Genomic DNA, 19,430 nt, shown 5'->3' with positions numbered 1-19,430 from the left:
CGCTTCCGGGTCACAGCCTGCGGGAAGGCATGCCACACAGGGGACACATCCAGTGAGAACATCACTCCACAAGGCCGCGCTCTACGGCGCGACCTGTCTGACCATCGCCGGGCTGGTCGCGCCCGGTAGCGCATTCGCGCAGGACGCCGACGACATTGCCGCACCGACCGACGAAGCCACCGACCTTGGCGGCAGCATCGTCGTGACCGGTTCGCGCATCTCGCGCCCGAACCTCGATTCACCGGTGCCGGTCACCGCGATCACCTCCGAGGAAATCACCTCGGTCGGTGACGTCTCGCTGGGCGATGCGCTCAACGACCTTCCCGCGCTGCGCACCACCTACTCGCAGGGCAACTCGACCCGCTTCATCGGCACCGCCGGCCTCAACCTGCTCGACCTTCGCGGTCTGGGCACGAGCCGCACGCTGGTGCTGGTCAACGGCCGCCGCCACGTGACCTCCTCGCCGGGTGACTACCTGGTCGACACCAACACGATCCCCGTCGACCTGCTCGAGCGCGTCGACATCGTCACCGGCGGTTCCTCGGCGATCTACGGTTCGGACGCCGTTGCCGGCGTGGTCAACTTCGTGCTCAAGCGCGACTTCGAGGGCCTCTCGCTCAAGGGCCAGGGCGGCATCTCGTCGCGCGGCGACCGCGGCAACCTGTTCGTCTCGGGCACCTTCGGCAAGAACTTCGCCGATGGCCGTGGCAACATCGCCATCGCCGCCGAGTACGCCAAGTCGAACCCACTCTACTACACCGACCGCGACTACCTGACCGGCGCCTACTCGGGCCGCTGCCAGTACAACTACATCGATGACAGCCCGGTCGTGGACGGTACCCCCGACTACCAGCGGGTCTGCGGCGTGCGCAACGGCTCGATCTCGGACGGCGGCACCGTCGGCGGCCTGGGTCAGGGCCAGTACCTGCGCTTCGACAACGACGGCGACCTCTTCGTCGATGTCCCCGACCGTTATCTTGGCGCCTACACCGGCAACGTGATCGGCGGCAACGGCTCGACCCTGCGCAACACCGGCCAGCTTGCTGCCGGTCTCGAGCGCTACAACATCAACATGCTTGCCCACTTCGACGTCAGCGACGCTTTCCGTCCCTACGTCGAGGCCAAGTACGTTCACATCGAAGCGCTGCAGGAAGGCCAGCCCAGCTTCTTCGTCGGCGGTCCGACCTACGTCGGCGGCCCGGCCATGCGCTGCGACAACGCGTTCCTCAACGCGCAGGCGCTCGGCACGCTGCAGAGCTACGGCCTGTGCACCAATGTTGCCACCGGCACCTTCCCGCTCTCGCGCTTCAACATCGACTTCGGCGGTCGCGGCGAAACGCACGAGCGTGACACCTACCGCATCGTCGGCGGTGTCCAGGGCGACTTCCTCGACACCTGGTCGTACGATCTCTCGGTCAACTACGGTCGTCTCGAGACGAAGATGAACTCGATCAACAACCTGTTGCTGTTCGACATCGACGGCAATCCGGCCGGTTTCAACCTCGCGATCGACGCCGTGCGCGACGCAACGGGCAACATCGTGTGCCGCGTCAATGCCGACGCCAACCCGGCCAACGACGCCCCGGGCTGCGTTCCGATCAACGTCCTGGGCTACGGCGCTCCCTCGCAGGAAGCGCTCGACTTCGTCAACACCACCGCACACCGCGTCGGCAAGGCGGAGCAGTTCATCGCCTCGGGCAGCATCTCGGGTGACTTGGGCAAGCTGTTCGAGCTTCCCGGCGGCCCCGTCGCCTTCGCGCTGGGTGCGGAATACCGCAAGGAAACCGCATCGGAATCGTTCGATGCGCTGACTGCCAGCGGCGGTACCTTCCTCAACGCGATCCAGCCGTTCAATCCGCCGGCGATGACCGTCAAGGAAGCCTTCGGCGAAATCAACGTGCCGATCCTGGCCGACATGCCCTTCGCCGAACTGCTCAGCGTGGGCGGCGCAGCACGCGTGTCCGACTACAACAATGCTGTCGGCTCGGTCTGGGCCTACAACATCTCGGGTGTCTATGCCCCGGTCCAGGACCTGCGCTTCCGCGTCAACTACGCCACCTCGGTGCGTACCCCGACGCAGAGCGACCTGTACTCGCCGTTCTCGCAGAACTTCGCGCAGCTCGCCGACCCGTGCGACAGCGTGAACATCGGCCAGAACCCGAACCGTGCAGCCAACTGTGCGGCGGCCGGCGTCCCGACCTCCTACAACCCCGAGCTGGTCGCGGCCTGCTCGACCTCGTCGGTGCCGGGCAACGTGGGCGATCCGTTCCGCAACTGCCTCGCGGTCACTTCGTCGACCCCGTACGTCTCGGGCGGTAACTCGACCCTCACCGAAGAGCGCGGCAAGTCGCTCACCATCGGTGCGGTGTTCCAGCCGCGCTGGATCCCGGGCCTCGCGCTCTCGGTCGACTACTACAACATCAAGGTCAGCGACCTGATCGCTTCGCTGAGCGCTCAGAACATCCTGAACCTGTGCTACAACAGCCCGACCGGCATCGATAACCAGTACTGCCAGCTCATCAACCGCGACGCGACCACCGGTCTCTTCGTCGAGCCGGCCGTGGTTTCGGGCGGGGTGAACTACGCCAGCCAGAAGACCGAAGGCATCGACTTCGACCTGTCGTACCGCCATGCTTTCGACAATGGCCACTCGCTGAGCCTGCACGCGATCGTGACCCGCGTGCTCACGCTCGACAACTACACCAACCCGACCTACTCGTACCTGCCCAACCGCCAGCTGAGCGAACTGGGCGATCCCAAGTGGGCCGGCTCGCTCAACGTCAAGTACGACATGGGCCCGGTGGCCTTCACCTGGCAGGCACGCCTCATCGGCAAGACCACCAAGGGTTCGTTCGAGGCTCAGAACGAATACACCGGTCTGTGCCCGAACAGCGGCGAAACCTCGCTGGGCACCTGCACTCCGGGTGAGCTGACGACCCTGCCGCCGGACAACCCGGACATGTACGAGGACGCGTGGTACCCGACGGTGAGCTACCACAACTTCCGTGTCGACTTTAACTCGGACGACGATCGTCTGAACTTCTACCTCGGCATGGACAACGCCTTCGACAAGAAGCCGCCGTTCGGCCTGCTCGGTACCTCGGGCGGCGATCCGTACGACACCTTCGGTCGCTATCTCTACGCCGGTTTCAAGGTCAACTACTGACCCTGAACGCCTGCAAAGGGCTAAAAAGAAAGGGCCCCGGGAGCGATCCCGGGGCCCTTTTTCGACCGCCCGGCGGAGGCGTGCCGCGCGGTCTCGCGGCCGGATCGGGAGGCACGGGCGGCAGTCCGACCGCCCGGCCCCCTCCAGCCTCATTCCACCTTCATTTCCAGCGCGCCGTCGCCGTCCTCGATGTGGACGAGCGAGCCGTCGGGAATCTCGCCCGCGAGCAGCTTCTCGGCGAGCGGGTCCTGCAGGTACTTTTGCACCGCGCGCTTCAGCGGGCGTGCGCCGTAGACCGGATCGTAGCCGACCCGGCCCAGCCAGCGCTCGGCGCTCTGCGACAGATCGAGCACGATCTTGCGGTCCTTGAGCAGCTTCTGCACGCGCGCCACCTGGATCTCGACGATCGGTCCCATGTGCTCCTGCCCGAGGCGGTGGAACATGATGATCTCGTCGAGACGGTTGAGGAACTCGGGCCGGAAATGCCCGCGCACCACTTCCATCACCTGCGGCTCGACGCTTTCCACGTCCTTGCCGTCCTCGATGGTGGTGAGGAACTGGCTGCCCAGGTTCGAGGTCAGGATGATCAGCGTATTGGTGAAGTCCACCTGACGCCCCTGCCCGTCGGTCAGGCGCCCGTCGTCGAGCACCTGCAGCAGCACGTTGAAGACGTCGGGGTGCGCCTTCTCGACCTCGTCGAACAGCACGACCTGATAGGGCCTGCGCCGCACCGCCTCGGTCAGCACGCCGCCTTCCTCGTAGCCGACATAGCCCGGAGGCGCGCCGATCAGGCGGGCCACCGCGTGCTTCTCCATGAACTCGCTCATGTCGATGCGCACCATCGCGCTGTCGTCGTCGAACAGGAATTCGGCGAGCGCCTTGGTGAGCTCGGTCTTGCCGACACCCGTGGGGCCGAGGAACAGGAAGGAGCCGAGCGGACGGTTGGGGTCCTGCAGGCCCGCACGCGCACGGCGCACCGCCTTCGACACCGCGACCACGGCCTGGCTCTGGCCGATCACGCGCTTGCCGATGACCTCTTCCATCTTGAGCAGCTTTTCGCGCTCGCCCTCGAGCATCTTGTCGACGGGAACGCCGGTCCACTTGGAGACCACGCCCGCGATGTCGTCCTCGGTCACTTCCTCGCGCAGCAGCGCGTTGGCGCTCTGGTCCTGCGCTTCGGCGAGCTGCTTCTCTAGGCTCGGGATCGTGCCGTAGGACAGCTCGCCCGCGCGGGCGAGATCACCCGAGCGCTGCGCCTGTTCGAGTTCGATCCGCGCCTTGTCGAGCTGCTCCTTGACCTTACCTTCGGCGGCGATCTTGTCGCGCTCGTTCTGCCAGCGGGTGGTCAGCTCGGAGGACTGCTGCTCTAGGTTCGCCAGTTCCTCGCGCAAGGACACCAGCCGGTCCGCCGAGGCACTGTCGCTCTCCTTGGCGAGCGAGAGTTCCTCGATCTTGAGCTGGATGATGCGCCGGTCGAGCTTCTCGATCTCCTCGGGCTTGCTCTCCACTTCCATGCGGATGCGGCTGGCGGCCTCGTCCATGAGGTCGATCGCCTTGTCGGGCAGGAAGCGGTTGGTGATGTAGCGGTTGGACAGCGTCGCCGCCGCCACCAGCGCACCGTCGGTGATGCGCACGCCATGGTGCAGCTCGTACTTCTCCTTCAATCCGCGCAGGATCGAGATGGTGTCCTCGACCGTCGGCTCGCCGACGAAGACCGGCTGAAAGCGGCGCTGGAGCGCAGCGTCCTTCTCGACGTACTTCTGGTATTCGTCGAGCGTGGTCGCGCCGATGCAGTGCAGTTCGCCGCGCGCGAGCGCGGGCTTGAGCAGATTGCCCGCATCCATCGAGCCCTCGGACGCGCCCGCGCCGATCAGCGTGTGCATCTCGTCGATGAACAGGATGATCTGCCCTTCGGCACCCTTCACTTCGTCGAGAACGGCCTTCAGGCGCTCCTCGAACTCGCCGCGGTACTTCGCGCCCGCGATCAGCGCGCCCATGTCGAGCGCCATGAGCTGGCGGTCCTTGAGGCTGTCGGGCACGTCGCCATTGGCGATGCGCAGCGCGAGGCCCTCGGCGATGGCGGTCTTGCCAACGCCCGGATCGCCGATGAGGACGGGGTTGTTCTTGGTCCTGCGCGCGAGGATCTGCACGGTGCGGCGGATTTCCTCGTCGCGGCCGATGACCGGATCGAGCTTGCCGTCCCTGGCCGCCTGCGTGAGGTCGCGCGCATACTTCTTCATCGCGTCGTAGGCCTGTTCGGCATTGGCGCTGTCGGCGGTACGACCACCGCGCAGTTCGGTGATCGCTGCCTCGAGGGCCTGCGCGGAAAGACCGGCCCCCGCCAGCGCCTTGCCCGCAGCCGTGGTGCTCGCCAGCACGAGGCCGAGCAGCATGCGCTCGACGGTGACGAAGCTGTCGCCAGACTTGGTCGCGGCCTGTTCGGCAGCGTCGAGCACGCGCACCGCCTCATTGTCGAGCCCGGGCGTGCCCTGCGCGCCCCCGCCCGAGACCGCCGGGATCTTGGCCAGCGCGGCATCGATGCCCTGCGTGGCGGTGGCGGGATTGCCCCCGGCACGCTGGATCAGCCCCGAAGCCATGCCCTCGGTATCCTCGAGCAGCGCCTTGGCGATGTGCTCGGGAGTGATGCGCTGGTGGTTCATGCGGATCGCGACGGTCTGCGCGGCCTGCAGGAAACCCTTGGCCCGGTCAGTGAACTTTTCGAGATTCATGGGTAACTTGCCTCCTGATCCCGCCAATATAGTGTTGCATTTTTGCAACACAAGAGGTCGCGGCAGCAAAATTGAATCAGCAAAATCAACGCTGACAATCTGGGGGCAAATCGCGGCAAATCAATTGCGCGAGGTCAAGTTCATCCGTGCAGGCACGAAGCGCGTTAGCCATTGTCGCAAAAACGGCGCCCCGGACCGGTCCGGAGCGCCGTCTTGCACGTCTCGCGAAGCAACCATTGCCGCGCGAGGATCGCTGCGTGATCAGTGGATGCCGATGGTATCGGCGGGCCCTGCCGGATCGCCGCTCACCGTGCCACCGCTGCGCACCGAGCCCAGCAACAGGATACCGGCAAGGTGGGGCGCTGCCATCGAGGTACCCGAGAGCGTGGCATAGCCTTCGTCCTTGTAAGTCGAGGTGATCGAGACGCCCGGCTCGGCATAGTCGATCGGCGGGTTGCCGTAGTTCGAGAAGCTCGCCCAGGTGTCGCCCTGGGCGAAGGCCGAGACGGTGTAGACGTTGGCGCCGTTGGCGCTCGCGGGCGAGTGGTTGGCGGCATTGTCGCTCTCGTTGCCAGCGGCGAGCGTGAAGCGCACGCCCTTCGAGGCCGCGGCGATCACCGCCTCGTTGAGCGCGGTGTCGGTCGGGCCGCCAAGGCTCATGTTGGCGACGTCGCCAGCCTTGCCGTTGGCGCCGACGTAGTCGACCCCGGCGATCACGCCCGAGTAGGAGCCGCTGCCGCGACGGTCAAGCACGCGCACCGCCACCACCGGAGCGCCGGGTGCGACGCCGATCACGCCGATCGCATTGTCGAGCGCGGCGATCGTGCCCGCGACATGGGTGCCGTGGCCGTTCTGGTCATCCCACGAGCTGTCGCGCGGCAGGAAGCTGGCCGAACGGTTCGCATCGACGTTGAGGTCGGGGTGCGAGCCGTCGATCCCCGAGTCGATCACCCACGCGGTGGCGTAGCTGCCCGCAGCGCCGCCATTGACCCGGTCGATCCCCCAGGGGGTGGTCTGCGCCGGTGCGCTCGAGCCGCCGCCCGGCTTGCCCTTGGCGATGCGCACCGGGCCGAGCGCGATCACGCGGTCGGCCTCGCAATACTTGATCGAGGGATTGCGCGCCTGCATCTGCGCCACCGCCTTGGCGTTCATGTGCGTCGAGAAGCCGCGGATGGTGCTGGTATAGACGTGCCCGACCTGCCTGCCGGCGGCATTGGCCGCACGCTTCGCCTCCGAGACCACCGCGCCCTTGTTCACCGCCTTGGCGTTGAACACGCAGATGTAGCTGTCGGGGATGATGTCGCCGCTGCTCTGCGCCATCGCGGGGCTTGCCATCGCACTGCTGACGATGAGGCCGGCAAGGATCCTGCTCGCTGTCTTGGTCATGTCGCTGTCCCTCTTTCCCTGTTGGGCGCGGGCCTCTTCCGGTGCGCGCCGAAGGAGCAGCTTAGAACGATTCTTGCGCAGGTCGAGTGAGATGTAAAAGTTAACGAAGCATTGTTGCGCGTTTGCATCGTTTGCAGTTGCAACACACAGAAGATCGTTACTTCGCAGCGCAGCAATGTTCATATGTGCACTGCAGCGGTTAACCAAGCCCGGCACGCAGCGGACCTTGCCAGCAGCCTCTTGCGCGAAGGCGCCCACCGCTCGCAAAGTCGCGCTGGCCAAGCGGAATCAACGTGCTAGACCCATGCAATGCGCATCGCCACGACCCCCAGCCTCAAGGCTCTCGCCGCTGCTCTCGTCCTTTCGACGAGCGCTGCTCCGCTCCCGCTCCTCGCCCGCGACGAGGCGAGCGAAGCGGCCACCGCCAAGGCCCCGGCGGCCACGCCGCAGCAGCTCGTCAGGCAGGTCGACATCCCCTACGAGATGTTCAAGCTCGACAACGGGCTGACCACGATCGTCCACACCGACCGCAAGGCGCCGATCGTGGGCGTGACGCTCTACTACGAGGTCGGCTCGAAGAACGAGCCGCGCGGCAAGACCGGCTTTGCGCACCTCTACGAGCACCTGTTCTTCGGCGGCTCGGCCAATGTGCCCAACTTCGACATCCCGCTCGAGGCGGCAGGTTCGACGCCGACCAACGGCTCGACCTGGTACGACCGCACCAATTACGTCGAGACCGTGCCCACCGCCGCGCTCGATCTCGCGCTGTTCATGGAAAGCGACCGCATGGGCCACCTGCTCCCGGCGGTGACCCAGGAGAAGCTCGACCAGCAGCGCGGCGTCGTCCAGAACGAGAAGCGGCAGGGCGACAACCAGCCCTACGGCCTGAGCGACTACGTGGTCTCGGACAATCTCTATCCCGTCGGCCACCCCTATCGCCACGCCACCATCGGCTCGATGGCGGACCTCGACGCGGCGACGCTGAGCGACGTGCGCAAGTGGTTCACCGATCACTACGGGCCCAACAACGTGGTCATGGTGCTCTCGGGCGACATCGACGCGGCGACCGCCAGGCCCAAGGTCCAGAAGTGGTTCGGCTCGATCCCGCGCGGCCCCGAGGTCAAGCCGGTCGCGGCCGGCCCGGTCACGCTCGATCGCGACATATCGCGCGACATGACCGATCAGGTCCCCGTCATGCGCCTCACCCGCTCGTGGAGCGGCCCCGGCCTCAACGATGCCGATGCGCCCGCGCTGCAGATCGGCATGCACATTCTCGGCGGTCTCGCCAGCTCGCGGCTCGACAATGCGCTGGTGCGCGGCGCGCAGCTCGCGGTCGGGGTCACCGCCGCGGCGCAGGTATTCGAGGAGGCCAGCCAGCTCGAGATGGCGATGATGGTCAAGCCCGGCGTCGAGCGCGCCAAGGCCGAGGCCGCCTTCGATGCGGTGCTCGCCAAGTACCTCAAGGAAGGCCCGAGCGAGGACGAGGTGCGCCGCGCGGTCGTCTCGACACTGTCCAGCCAGATCGGCGCGCTAGAGCGCGTCGGCGGCTTCGGCGGCAAGGGCGCGACGCTTGCCGAGGGCGAGGCCTATTCAAGCGATCCGGCCAAGTACAAGCACGACCTCGAAGCCATGGCCGCGCTTACCCCCGAGAAGATCCGCAGCGTCATGACCAAGTGGCTCTCGCGCCCGGTGTTCAAGCTCGCCGTGATCCCGGGCGAGCGCACCGAAGACGGCGCGACGATGGGCGGATGGGGCGACGAGGCGACCAGCCCCTCGCCGCAGCCCGATCCGCATGCAACGCCACCCGCGCTCGCCCCTGCCCCCGAGCGCACGGCGCCGCCTGTCGGCACCATCGGCGACCTTGCCTTCCCCGCAATCGAGCACGCGACCTTGTCCAACGGCATCCCGGTCACGCTCGCGCGCCGCACCGCGGTGCCCAAGGTCCAGCTCACCATGGACTTCGACGCAGGCTATGCCGCCGATGCGCTCGACACGCCGGGTACGCAGCGCCTGATGCTCGACATGCTCGACGAGGGCACCGACACGCTCGATGCGACCGGCATCGCCGAGGCGCAGGAGCGCCTGGGCGCCAAGGTGTCGAGCTATGCCGGTGTCGACACCAGTTCGGTCACGCTCACCGCGCTCACCGCCAACCTCGCGCCCTCGCTCTCGCTGATGGCCGACGTCGTGCTGCACCCGGCCTTCGCCGATGCCGAGGTCTCGCGCCTGCGCGAAAGCTCGCTGGCTCAGCTTCAGGCCGCGCTGACCTCGCCCAATTCGCTCTCGCGCCGCACGCTCGATGCCGCGCTCTTCGGCGATCACCCTTATGCCCAGCCTTCTGACGGCCTTGGCAATGCGCAGTCGCTTGCCGCGCTCACCCCTGCCGACATGAAGGCCGCGCACGCCAAGTGGCTGCGCCCCGATCTGGCGCGCATCACCGTGGTCGGCGACGTCACCATGGCGCAGCTCAAGCCGCTACTCGAAGGTGCGTTCGGCCAGTGGAAGGCGCCCTCGACGCCCAAGCCGGTCAAGCGTCTCGACGCCGCCATCCCGGCGCCTGCGGCAAGGATCATCCTCGTCGACCGCCCCAATTCGCCGCAGTCGGTGATCATGGCCGGTCGCGTGCTTGCGCTCGACGGCACCGCCAAGGGTACCGAGCCGCTCGAACTGGCCAACGACGTGCTGGGCGGCGGCTTCCTCTCGCGCCTCAACGCCGACATCCGCGAGGACAAGGGCTGGAGCTACGGCGTCTATTCGGGCGTGACCCAGAACAAGGGCCCGCGCGAGCTGATCGTGCGCGCGCCGGTGCAGTCGGACAAGACCGGGGCCGCGATCGCCGCGCTCATCGCCGACATGGCCGCCCTGCCCGCCGAGAAGCCGGTCTCGGCCGAGGAACTCCAGCGCGTCACCGAAGGCGCGATCCGGGGCCTGCCCAACCAGTTCGAGACCAATGCCTCGGTCGAGGGCGCCTTGCGCAAGAACCAGACGCTGGGCCGTCCCGACACCTACTACGAGACGCTCGCCTCGACCTACCGCGCGACCGATGCTGCGGCGATCGGCAAGGCGGCGAGCGAGTACCTGCAGCCTGCGGGCGTCACGTGGGTTATCGTGGGCGACCGCTCGGTGGTCGAGCCGCAGCTTGCCGAGCTCGGCCTGCCGGTCGAAGTTATGCCCGCACCGGTCACCCCGGGCGGCGAAGGAGAGGATTGAGAGAATGCCCGTTGCCGGAACTTACGACTGCCTGACCAAGACCCCGATGGGCACCCAGAAGGGCGTGCTCACGGTGGTCCCCGAGGGCGACACCTTCACCGGCGAGATCAGCGGTGATCTCGGCACGATGCCGCTCGAGAACGGAACGGTCGATGGCGACACGATCCGCTGGAAGATGACCATGACCAAGCCGATGAAGATCGACCTCGACTGCACTGCGACGATCACCGGCGACGACCTCGCCGGGAAGATCAAGGCGGGCTTCTTCGGGACCATGGACCTGACCGGCACACGCCGCGCCTGATCGCGCGCGCCGCACCAGAGACACCACACACGTGAGGGGCGGGAGATCGATCTCCCGCCCCTTCGCGTTCCCGCGCCCCTTCCGCGCCTTTCCCGAGCAAGGCTCAGGGATAACCCGGATGCCTGACCGCCTTCGGTACGCCTAGCCTGACGCGCATCCGGGGCGCTCGCCCCTTCGCGCAAGGAGCGGTCATGGACATCGAGGCGCCCCGCAGTTCCCCTTTCCTTCGCATCCTCGCCCTCCACCGCGCGTCTCGGCGCCCGCTCGCACTTACGTTTGCCCTGTGCTGCGCGCTTTCGGGCGGACAGGCGCTGGCACAGGCCGAGGCGATCTACGCGGGCGGTCCGATCCTCACCATGGAGGGCGAGGAGCCGGTCTATGTCGAGGCGGTCGCCATCGCGGAGGGGCGCGTGGTCTATGCCGGGCCCGAGAGCGGCCTTGGCCCCTTCACCGGCCCCGCCACGCAGCGCCGCGACCTTGCAGGCAGGACCATGCTGCCCGGTTTCGTCGATCCGCACGGCCACATGGTCATGGGCGGCCTGCAGGCCCTGAGCGCCAACATGCTATCGCCGCCCGACGGCAGGATCAGCGACATTCCCGGCATCGTCGCCGAACTGACGTCATGGGCCAAGGCCAATGCGCGCAACGTCGAGAAGGCCAAGCTGATCATCGGCTTCGGCTACGACAACGCGCAGCTCAAGGAACTGCGTCATCCGACCAAAGAAGAGCTCGACGCGGTATCGACGAGCCTTCCGGTCGTCATCATCCACCAGTCGGGCCATCTCGCCAGCGTCAATTCGGCCGCGCTGGCGCTGATCGGCTACAGCGCCGCAACGAAGGACCCCGAGGGCGGGGTGATCCAGCGCAAGCCGGGCACGCAAGAGCCCAACGGCACGCTCGAGGAGACCGCCTTCTTCGCGCTCATCGGCAAGGTTCTCCAGAACATCGGACCGCTCGGCATCGAGGCCTTCACCAAGGCAGGCATGCTGCAATGGGCGCGCTTTGGCTACACCACCGCGCAGGAGGGGCGCTCGACCCCGCAGGTGGCGAAGGTCATGCGCAAGGTCGCCGACGAGAGCGGCTTTCGCATCGACGTGCTGACCTACCCCGACGTGCTCGTCGACCGCCAGTTCATCGCCGACAACGTGAGCAAGACCTACAAGAACCACTTCCGCGTCGCCGGAGCCAAGCTCACCATCGACGGCAGCCCGCAAGGCTTCACCGCCTGGCGCGACCGGCCCTACTACGATCCGCTCGGCAATTATCCCGAGGGCTATGCAGGCTACGCCGCCGCCAAGCCCGAGGACGTGATGGGCGCGGTCGAATGGGCCTTTGCCAACGACATCCAGATCATCACCCACGCCAACGGCGAGGCCGCCTCGGACCTGCTGATCAAGGCGATCGACGCCGCCGAGCAGAAGCATCCCTACGCCGACCAGCGCCCGACGCTGATCCACGGCCAGTTCCTGCGCGAGGATCAGGTGGGTGCCTACGAGCGCCTCCACGTCATCCCCTCGCTGTTCCCGATGCACACCTTCTACTGGGGCGACTGGCACTGCGCGCATACCGTTGGGCCACAGCTTTGCCCGAACATCTCGCCGACCGGCTGGGTGCGCGAACGCGGCATGATCTTCACCACGCACAGCGATGCCCCGGTGGCGCTGCCCGATACCATGCGCGTGCTCGACGCCACCGTCACGCGCCGCAGCCGCACCGGCCAGCTGATCGGGCCGGAGCAGCGGGTCGACACCTACACCGCACTGCGCGCGATGACGATCTGGCCCGCCTTCCAGATCTTCGAGGAAAAGGAAAAGGGCTCGATCGCGGTGGGCAAGCAGGCCGATTTCGTGGTGCTCTCGGCTGATCCGCTCAAGACCGCCCCCGAGGCGCTCGATACCCTGCGCGTGCTCGAGACGATCAAGAACGGCAAGACGGTCTATTCCGCGCGCCAGATCCAGCCGCCACGGCCCTGAACGCGAGGCAAGCTGCGGGCATAAAAAAACAGGGCAAGGACCGTGTGGTCCCTGCCCCGTCTTTCTTGCTTCAGGTCTCCCGGATCAGCCCAGCTTGGACTTGAGGATCTCGTTGACCACCTGCGGGTTGCCCTTGCCCTTCATCGCCTTCATCGTCTGGCCGACGAAGAAGCCGAACAAGGCGACCTTGCCGTCCTTGTACTGGGCGACCTTGTCCTCGTTTGCGGCGAGAACCTTGTCGATCTCGGCCTCGATCGCGCCGGTGTCGCTTTCCTGCTTGAGCCCCTCGCGCTCGACGATGGCCTCGGGCGCGTCACCGGTCTCGAGCATGATCTCGAGCACCTGCTTGGCCGCCGAACCCGAGATCGTGCCCTTGGCGATGAGCGCGAGCAGGTCGCCGCCCTTCTCGGGGGTGACCGGCGATGCCTCGAGGCTGGTGCCCAGCTTGTTGAGCGCGCCGAACAGTTCCGAGATCAGCCAGTTGGCCGCCTGCTTGGCGACCTCGGCGGGCTGCTTGCCCGAGGCCTTGGCGGTCTCGGCGAGCAGGCGCTCGAACCAGCGCGCGGTGTCGACGTCGGCGGTCAGCACCTGCGCGTTGTAGGCGCTGAGGCCCAGCTCGGTCTCGTAGCGCGCCTTCTTGGCATCGGGCAGTTCGGGCAGCGAATTGCGGCAATCCTCGAGGAAATCGTCCTCGAGGATCAGCGGCAGAAGGTCGGGATCGGGGAAGTAGCGATAGTCGTGCGCGTCTTCCTTCGAACGCATCGAGCGGGTCGAGCCGGTCGTGGGATCGAACAGGCGCGTTTCCTGCACGATCTTGCGGCCCGCCTCCAGCTCGTCGACTTGGCGGTTCGCCTCGTGCTCGATCGCCTGCATGACGAAGCGCACCGAGTTGACGTTCTTGGTCTCGGTACGGGTGCCCAGTTCCTCGCCCGGACGGCGCACCGAGACGTTGACGTCGGCACGCATCGAGCCCTGGTCCATGTTGCCGTCGCACGAGCCGACGTAGCGCAGGATCGTGCGCAGCTTCGACAGGTAGGCACCGGCCTCTGCGGGCGAGGTCATGTCGGGACGGCTGACGATTTCCATCAGCGCCACGCCGACGCGGTTCAAGTCGACGTAGGACATCGTCGGGTGCTGATCGTGCATCAGCTTGCCCGCGTCCTGCTCGACGTGGATGCGCTCGATGCCAATGACCTTGTCCTCGGGGATGCCCGCCTTCTCGTCCGCCTCGATGGTCAGCGAGCCTTCGCCCACGATCGGGTGGTAGAGCTGGCTGATCTGGTAACCCTGCGGAAGGTCGGCGTAGAAGTAGTTCTTGCGGTCGAAGCGCGAGTACTTGTTGATCTCGGCATTGATCGCCATGCCGGTGCGCACTGCCTGGCGGATGCACTCCTTGTTGGGCACGGGCAGCATGCCGGGCATAGCCGCATCGATCAGCGCGACCTGGGTATTGGGTTCAGCGCCAAAGGCGGTTGCCGCGCCCGAGAAGAGCTTGGCGTTCGAGGTGACCTGCGCATGGACTTCGAGGCCGATCACGACCTCCCACTCGCCCGTAGCGCCCTGAATTCGATAATTAGACATAAGGCTTTCGAAAACACTCTTGCTGCTTGCCCTGCCCTTTATCGCGTTGCGGGCGCGGCGGGAAGACGCAAGCGCAAAAATGGGGGCTGGCCAACCCCTACGTAAAAACATATAATTTTCGGAGTATTTGCAAGAAGTTTCCATTTTTCAATGGGATGATTTGTCGATGACCGAGACAGCACTTGCCGAAAATCCCAAGTCCAGCAGCGCAGGCGACCCTGTACTGGACCTGAAACGCCCCGATGGCTTCTTCGAACTCGACCGCAAGGCGATGAAAGAGCTCGGTTCGTCTCTTGCACAGGCCTATCGGTCGGCTTCTCCGTTTCCGCACATCGTCTTCGAGAACTTCATCGACCGCGATATCCTGCGCGAGGTCGATCGCCAGTTTCCCCAGGTCGAGAAGGGACGCTTCTCGGACGCGCACTCGCAGCTCAAGACCGGCTATACGCTCGAGAAGATCCGCAGCGCCTACATCCACGACCTGTTTGCCGCGCTCAACTCGGCCGCTTTCCTCAACTTCCTCGAGAAGATGACCGGGATCGAGGGGCTCGTCTCGGACCCGCGCTTCGTCGGCGGCGGACTGCACGAGACCCGGCGCGGCGGGCACCTGTCGATCCATGCCGACTTCAACACCCATCCGATGATGCGCCTGCGCCGCCGGCTCAACCTGATCCTGTTCCTCAACGAAGACTGGAACCCCGAATGGGGCGGCGCGCTGGAATTGTGGAACCGGGCGATGACCCGCTGCGAGCACGCGGTCGTGCCGGAAATCGGCCGCGCGGTGATCTTCAACACCGATTCGAACAGCTATCACGGCCACCCCGACCCGCTGGAGTGCCCGCCCGAAGTCACGCGCCGCTCGATCGCGCTGTACTACTACACCGTGCCCGAGGGCCTGCGTATCCCGCACACGACGGTGTGGAAGAAGCGTCCGGGCACCAATGACAAGCCAGTCTCGCTGACCGAGCGCACCAATTACGTGATCCGCCACTTGCTCGGCAAACGCACCGAGTATTGAGGCGAAGGGGGCGAGGCGAACCCACTCTAAACCGGGGCGCCTGGCGCTCTCACCTCCCGTTTCCCCAGGAAGGCGGTGATTCAGGGCATTTCACGTTCAGGCCATGCCCGGATACCCTGAGGGTAGCCGGATAGGGCTCTAGCGTCGGAAACCGGATTGCCGCCTTCGCGGGGATGCCGAACTGCGTTCAGCGCTGCGCCGGGGCATCATGCTTGCGCCCCGGAGCCAGATCGGCGCGCGCTCTCGCGCTATCGCCGATCAGCTCCGGAAGCGCCAAGCAGGCTTACCACCACTTGTCGGGGCTGGCGGTGAACTGCGCGCGCTGCTCGAGCGCGAGGCCGGCATTGAGCACACCCTCCTCATCGAAGGCCTTGCCGATGATCTGCAGGCCGAGCGGCAGCCCGTCCTTCGAGAGGCCCGCCGGGACCGACATCGCCGGAAGCCCGGCCAGCGAGGCGGGGACCGAGAAGACGTCGTTGAGGTACATCGAGAGCGGATCGTCGACATTCTCACCCAGCGCGAAGGCGGGGGTCGGCGTGGTCGGTGCGAGGATCACGTCGCACTGCTCGAAGGCCTTGGCGAAGTCCTGCGAGATCAGCGTGCGCACCTTCTGCGCCTGCGTGTAGTACGCATCGTAGAAGCCCGCCGAGAGCACGTAAGTGCCGATCAGGATGCGGCGCTTGACCTCGTCGCCGAAGCCGGCGGCGCGGGTGGCGGCGTACATGTCCTGGAGGTTGGCGCCTTCGGGCAGATCGCGAAGGCCGTACCGCACGCCATCATAGCGCGCGAGGTTCGAGGAAGCCTCGGCCGGAGCGATGATGTAATAGGTCGGCAGCGCGTACTTGGTGTGCGGCAGCGAGATATCGACGACCTTCGCGCCCGCGTCCTTGAGCCATGCCACGCCCTGATCCCACAGCGCCACGATCTCGGCGTCCATGCCGTCCATGCGGTATTCGCGCGGGATGCCAACGGTCTTGCCCGAGAGGTCCGAGGAGAGCAGCGCCTCCCAGTCGGGCACGGGCATGTCGAGGCTGGTCGCGTCCTTGGGATCGAAGCCGGCCATCGCGCCCAGCATGATCGCGCAGTCGCGCGTGTCGCGCGCCATCGGCCCTGCCTGGTCGAGCGAGGAGGCGAAGGCGACGACGCCCCAGCGCGAGCAGCGCCCGTAGGTCGGCTTGATGCCGGTGATGCCGGTGAAGGCGGCAGGCTGGCGGATCGAGCCACCGGTGTCGGTGCCGGTGGCGGCAGGCGCGAGGCGCGCGGCAACCGCAGCCGAGGAGCCGCCTGAGGAACCGCCCGGCGCGAGCGGCGCGTTCGAGCCCTGCTTGCGCCAGGGCGAGACGACGTTGCCGAAGTGGCTGGTCTCGTTCGAGGAGCCCATCGCGAACTGGTCGAGGTTGAGCTTGCCGAGCATGCCCGCGCCCGCGTTCCACAGGTTCTGCGAGACGGTCGATTCGTACTGCGGCTTGAAGCCTTCGAGGATGTGGCTGGCCGCAGTGGTCTGCACGTCGAAGGTCGCGAACAGGTCCTTCATGCCGATCGGCACGCCGCCCATCCGGCCCAGATCCTCGCCCGCCGCGCGCTTCGCGTCGGTGGCCTTTGCGGCCTCGATCGCGGCTTCGGGCGTGGCGACGATGAAGGCGTTGAGCGCATCTTGTGCGGCGGCGACGTTGGCGTTGAAGGCCTCGGCCACTTCGACCGCGGTGAATTCGCCGGCCTTCACGCCGTCGCGGATGGCAGCTACGCCAAGATCAGTAAGGTTGGTCATTGTTTTTCACCCGTCGCCCCGGCGCAGGCGGCACGTGCCGCAAGGCGCATCGGGGCTGGAAGCTAGCGAGATCCCCGCAGTGGCGGAGACGACGATAAAGGTGGCCGCGCCGCGATGCCGGACGCGGCCCGCGATCACTCGATCACCTTGGGCACGCCGAAGAAGCCGTGCTCGGCGACCGGCGCATTGGCCAGCACCGCATCGCGCTTGTTGCCGCCGGTCAGCGGATCGGCATCGATCACGTCCTCGCGCAGGCGCAGCGTATTGGGGATGACCGCGGTCATCGGCTCGACGCTCGAGGTATCGACTTCGCCGAGTTGCTCGACCCAGGCGAGAATCCCGTTGAGCTCGGGCACCATCGCCTCGAGCTCGCTCTCGCTCACCTTGATGCGGGCGAGACTGGCGATCTTGGCCACCGTTGCGGTATCGACCGACATGGCATTCCTTCTTGCATCGTGAAAACCGGGTGCACGAGGGCCGCGCCATCGGCGGGCACGCCCCTTCGCATCACGTGCAGCCGCTAGCACCGGCGGCGCGCGGCTTCAAGCGCGGCTGCGCTTGCCGGAGGGTAAGAAGCGGGCAGGCTGGCACGCGGCCTGCCTGCGATGCGCTCAGTTGCCGGGATCGGCTGCGGGCGCCGAGGCCGCTTCGGCTTCGGCCTTCTCCTGCGCGGCGGCAGCTTCCGCGACGAGCTGCTCGCGCGTGCGGTAGTCGAGCAGGTCGACCTCGAAGACGAGCTCGGAATTGGCCGGGATCGGACCCGAGGCCTGCGCGCCGTAGCCCAGTTCGGGCGGGATCGTCATGCGATAGCGGCCACCGACCTGCATCTGCGTGATCCCGCGCGCGAAGCCGGGAATCATCTGCGGCAGGTAGAGCGCGCTCTTCTCGGCCTGGTCGAAGACCGTACCGTCCTTGAGCATGCCCTTGTAGTTGACCAGCACGTAGTCCTGCGCGGAGGGCTTGGGCCCCTCGCCCGCGCTCAGCGTCTCGACGTCGACCGACTTGCCCTCGGCCGCGGCGTCCGAAGCGGCCATTGCCTCAGCCTGCGCGGCGCGCGCCTCGGCCACCATCTGCGCGTATTGCTCGGGCGTCTTGTAATCGAGCAGCTCGACTTCGAACACGAGGTCCGAATTGGCCGGGATCGGGCCGGAAGCCTTGGCGCCGTAGCCCAGCTCGCTCGGGATCGTCATGCGGTAGGATCCGCCCACCTTCATCTGCGCGATGCCTTGCGCGAAGCCGGGGATCATGCGCGGCAGCGGCAGCGCGGCCTTCTCGGCCTGGTCGAAGACCGTGCCGTCCTTGAGCATGCCCTTGTAGTTGACCAGCACGAAGTCCTGCGCCGAGGGCGTGGCGCCCTCGCCTGCACGCAGCGTCTCGACGGCGACCGGACGTGCCGGCGCTGCGCTGGCCGGGGCGGAGGCAGCATCGCCTTCCTGCGCCTGCGCCGATGGCGCAAGCGACAGGGCTGCGAGGCCGAACCCCATGACAAGGGCCCGGGCCGGAGAAAGGACTGCGCGCATGTTCGCGGGAAGCGCGATCAGGGCTGTGCGGGAGCCGGAGCGCCTGCCGGACCGCCCGGAGCGCCGCCCTGCATCTGCTGCAGCTGCTGCAGGATGCGCTGCTGCTGCTCGATCTCGGCGCGGCTCTTGAAGTCGAGCAGTTCGATCTCGAAGGTCAGGTCGGTGTTGGGCGGAATGTCGCCGACCGCGCGCGAGCCATAGGCCAGCTCCGAGGGGATCTCGACCGTGTACTTGCCGCCGCGCTGCATCTGCACCAGCGCCTTGGTGAAGCCGGGGACGACCTCGTTGAGCGCCATGGGCACCTGCTGCGCCTCGTCGAAGACCTTACCGTCGGGCAGCGTGCCCTTGTAGCTGATCAGGACCACGTCATCGACGGTCGGCGATTCGCCGGCACCGGCGGTGAGCGTCTTCACGTCGACCGAAGCGGGCATCGCTGCATAGGCGATCCCGGCACCGGCAAGAGCGAGCGCCAGCGCACCGATCCAGATCTTGCCGACGGCGCCCTTGGCGATCGGCTGCAGCGGTACGCGGGTGATCTCAGTCATGGTCTCAAGGCCTCGTTACGTATGCGTGCCCCCAAGCGGCACCGGTGGTTCGCTTAGCGCCCTGTCCTGCCTAAGCAAAGCCCCGATAAGCAAAGACTCGGGGCTGGAACTCTGGACTGGCGAGAACTCGTGTAGAAACACTAAGGGCGCGGAAAAGAATTTCCGCGCCCTCATGGCTCAAGCAGCAGCAGCATTCAAGCTGCAAGCATTATGTGCTGTGCGCGGACCTG

The 19,430-nt window shown here is 66.5% G+C and carries 12 protein-coding genes; 5 read left to right on the top strand and 7 right to left on the bottom strand.

The window, feature by feature from the left end; genetic code table 11:
- Positions 1 to 52 precede the first annotated feature (52 nt).
- Complete coding sequence (locus I5E68_RS06105) at positions 53 to 3,166, top strand: TonB-dependent receptor domain-containing protein (protein WP_197162070.1); 3,114 nt, start codon at positions 53 to 55, stop codon at positions 3,164 to 3,166.
- A gap of 149 nt (positions 3,167 to 3,315) precedes the next feature.
- On the opposite strand, the gene clpB is transcribed toward I5E68_RS06105, so the two are convergent.
- Together clpB and I5E68_RS06095 are read right to left on the bottom strand one after the other, a co-directional pair.
- Positions 3,316 to 5,895 (bottom strand): ATP-dependent chaperone ClpB, encoded by a 2,580-nt coding sequence (gene clpB, locus I5E68_RS06100; protein WP_197162069.1) that lies wholly within the window; start codon positions 5,893 to 5,895, stop codon positions 3,316 to 3,318.
- 261 nt (positions 5,896 to 6,156) lie between these two features.
- Positions 6,157 to 7,281, bottom strand: a complete 1,125-nt coding sequence (locus I5E68_RS06095) for a S8 family serine peptidase (protein WP_197162068.1) — start codon at positions 7,279 to 7,281, stop codon at positions 6,157 to 6,159.
- 309 nt (positions 7,282 to 7,590) lie between these two features.
- Between I5E68_RS06095 and I5E68_RS06090 the strand changes: the two genes are divergently transcribed.
- From I5E68_RS06090 to I5E68_RS06080, 3 genes are all read left to right on the top strand, one after another.
- A complete protein-coding gene (locus I5E68_RS06090; protein WP_197162067.1) occupies positions 7,591 to 10,491 on the top strand; it encodes a M16 family metallopeptidase in 2,901 nt (966 codons plus the stop codon).
- Between the two features lie 4 nt (positions 10,492 to 10,495).
- Complete coding sequence (locus I5E68_RS06085) at positions 10,496 to 10,795, top strand: hypothetical protein (RefSeq protein WP_197162066.1); 300 nt, start codon at positions 10,496 to 10,498, stop codon at positions 10,793 to 10,795.
- 191 nt (positions 10,796 to 10,986) lie between these two features.
- A complete protein-coding gene (locus I5E68_RS06080; protein WP_197162065.1) occupies positions 10,987 to 12,768 on the top strand; it encodes an amidohydrolase in 1,782 nt (593 codons plus the stop codon).
- An 84-nt stretch (positions 12,769 to 12,852) separates the two neighbouring features.
- Here the strand turns inward: I5E68_RS06080 and gatB are convergent, their stop codons facing one another.
- On the bottom strand, positions 12,853 to 14,349 hold the full coding sequence (gatB, locus tag I5E68_RS06075) for an Asp-tRNA(Asn)/Glu-tRNA(Gln) amidotransferase subunit GatB (RefSeq protein WP_197162064.1): 1,497 nt from the start codon (positions 14,347 to 14,349) through the stop codon (positions 12,853 to 12,855).
- A 166-nt stretch (positions 14,350 to 14,515) separates the two neighbouring features.
- Between gatB and I5E68_RS06070 the strand changes: the two genes are divergently transcribed.
- Positions 14,516 to 15,367, top strand: coding sequence for a 2OG-Fe(II) oxygenase (locus I5E68_RS06070; RefSeq protein WP_197162063.1), 852 nt, complete (start codon positions 14,516 to 14,518; stop codon positions 15,365 to 15,367).
- A 283-nt stretch (positions 15,368 to 15,650) separates the two neighbouring features.
- Here I5E68_RS06070 and gatA read toward each other — a convergent pair whose 3' ends face one another.
- The 4 genes from gatA to I5E68_RS06050 form a co-directional block, all read right to left on the bottom strand.
- Entirely contained in the window at positions 15,651 to 17,135 is a 1,485-nt protein-coding gene (gene gatA, locus I5E68_RS06065; protein WP_197162062.1) for an Asp-tRNA(Asn)/Glu-tRNA(Gln) amidotransferase subunit GatA, read from the bottom strand.
- A 134-nt stretch (positions 17,136 to 17,269) separates the two neighbouring features.
- Positions 17,270 to 17,572 carry an Asp-tRNA(Asn)/Glu-tRNA(Gln) amidotransferase subunit GatC gene (gene gatC, locus I5E68_RS06060; protein WP_197162061.1) on the bottom strand — a complete coding sequence of 101 codons (303 nt, stop codon included), beginning with the start codon at positions 17,570 to 17,572 and terminating at the stop codon, positions 17,270 to 17,272.
- 174 nt (positions 17,573 to 17,746) lie between these two features.
- Positions 17,747 to 18,619: an FKBP-type peptidyl-prolyl cis-trans isomerase gene (locus I5E68_RS06055; RefSeq protein WP_197162060.1), complete on the bottom strand. Its 873-nt coding sequence runs from the start codon at positions 18,617 to 18,619 to the stop codon at positions 17,747 to 17,749.
- A gap of 53 nt (positions 18,620 to 18,672) precedes the next feature.
- Positions 18,673 to 19,200 (bottom strand): FKBP-type peptidyl-prolyl cis-trans isomerase, encoded by a 528-nt coding sequence (locus I5E68_RS06050; protein WP_197162059.1) that lies wholly within the window; start codon positions 19,198 to 19,200, stop codon positions 18,673 to 18,675.
- Positions 19,201 to 19,430 lie beyond the last annotated feature (230 nt).

It is taken from the genome of Novosphingobium aureum (assembly GCF_015865035.1).
Lineage (GTDB): Bacteria > Pseudomonadota > Alphaproteobacteria > Sphingomonadales > Sphingomonadaceae > Novosphingobium > Novosphingobium aureum.
The sequence above is the reverse complement of the archived record's forward strand: the minus strand, read 5'-3'. Positions and strand labels throughout refer to the sequence as shown.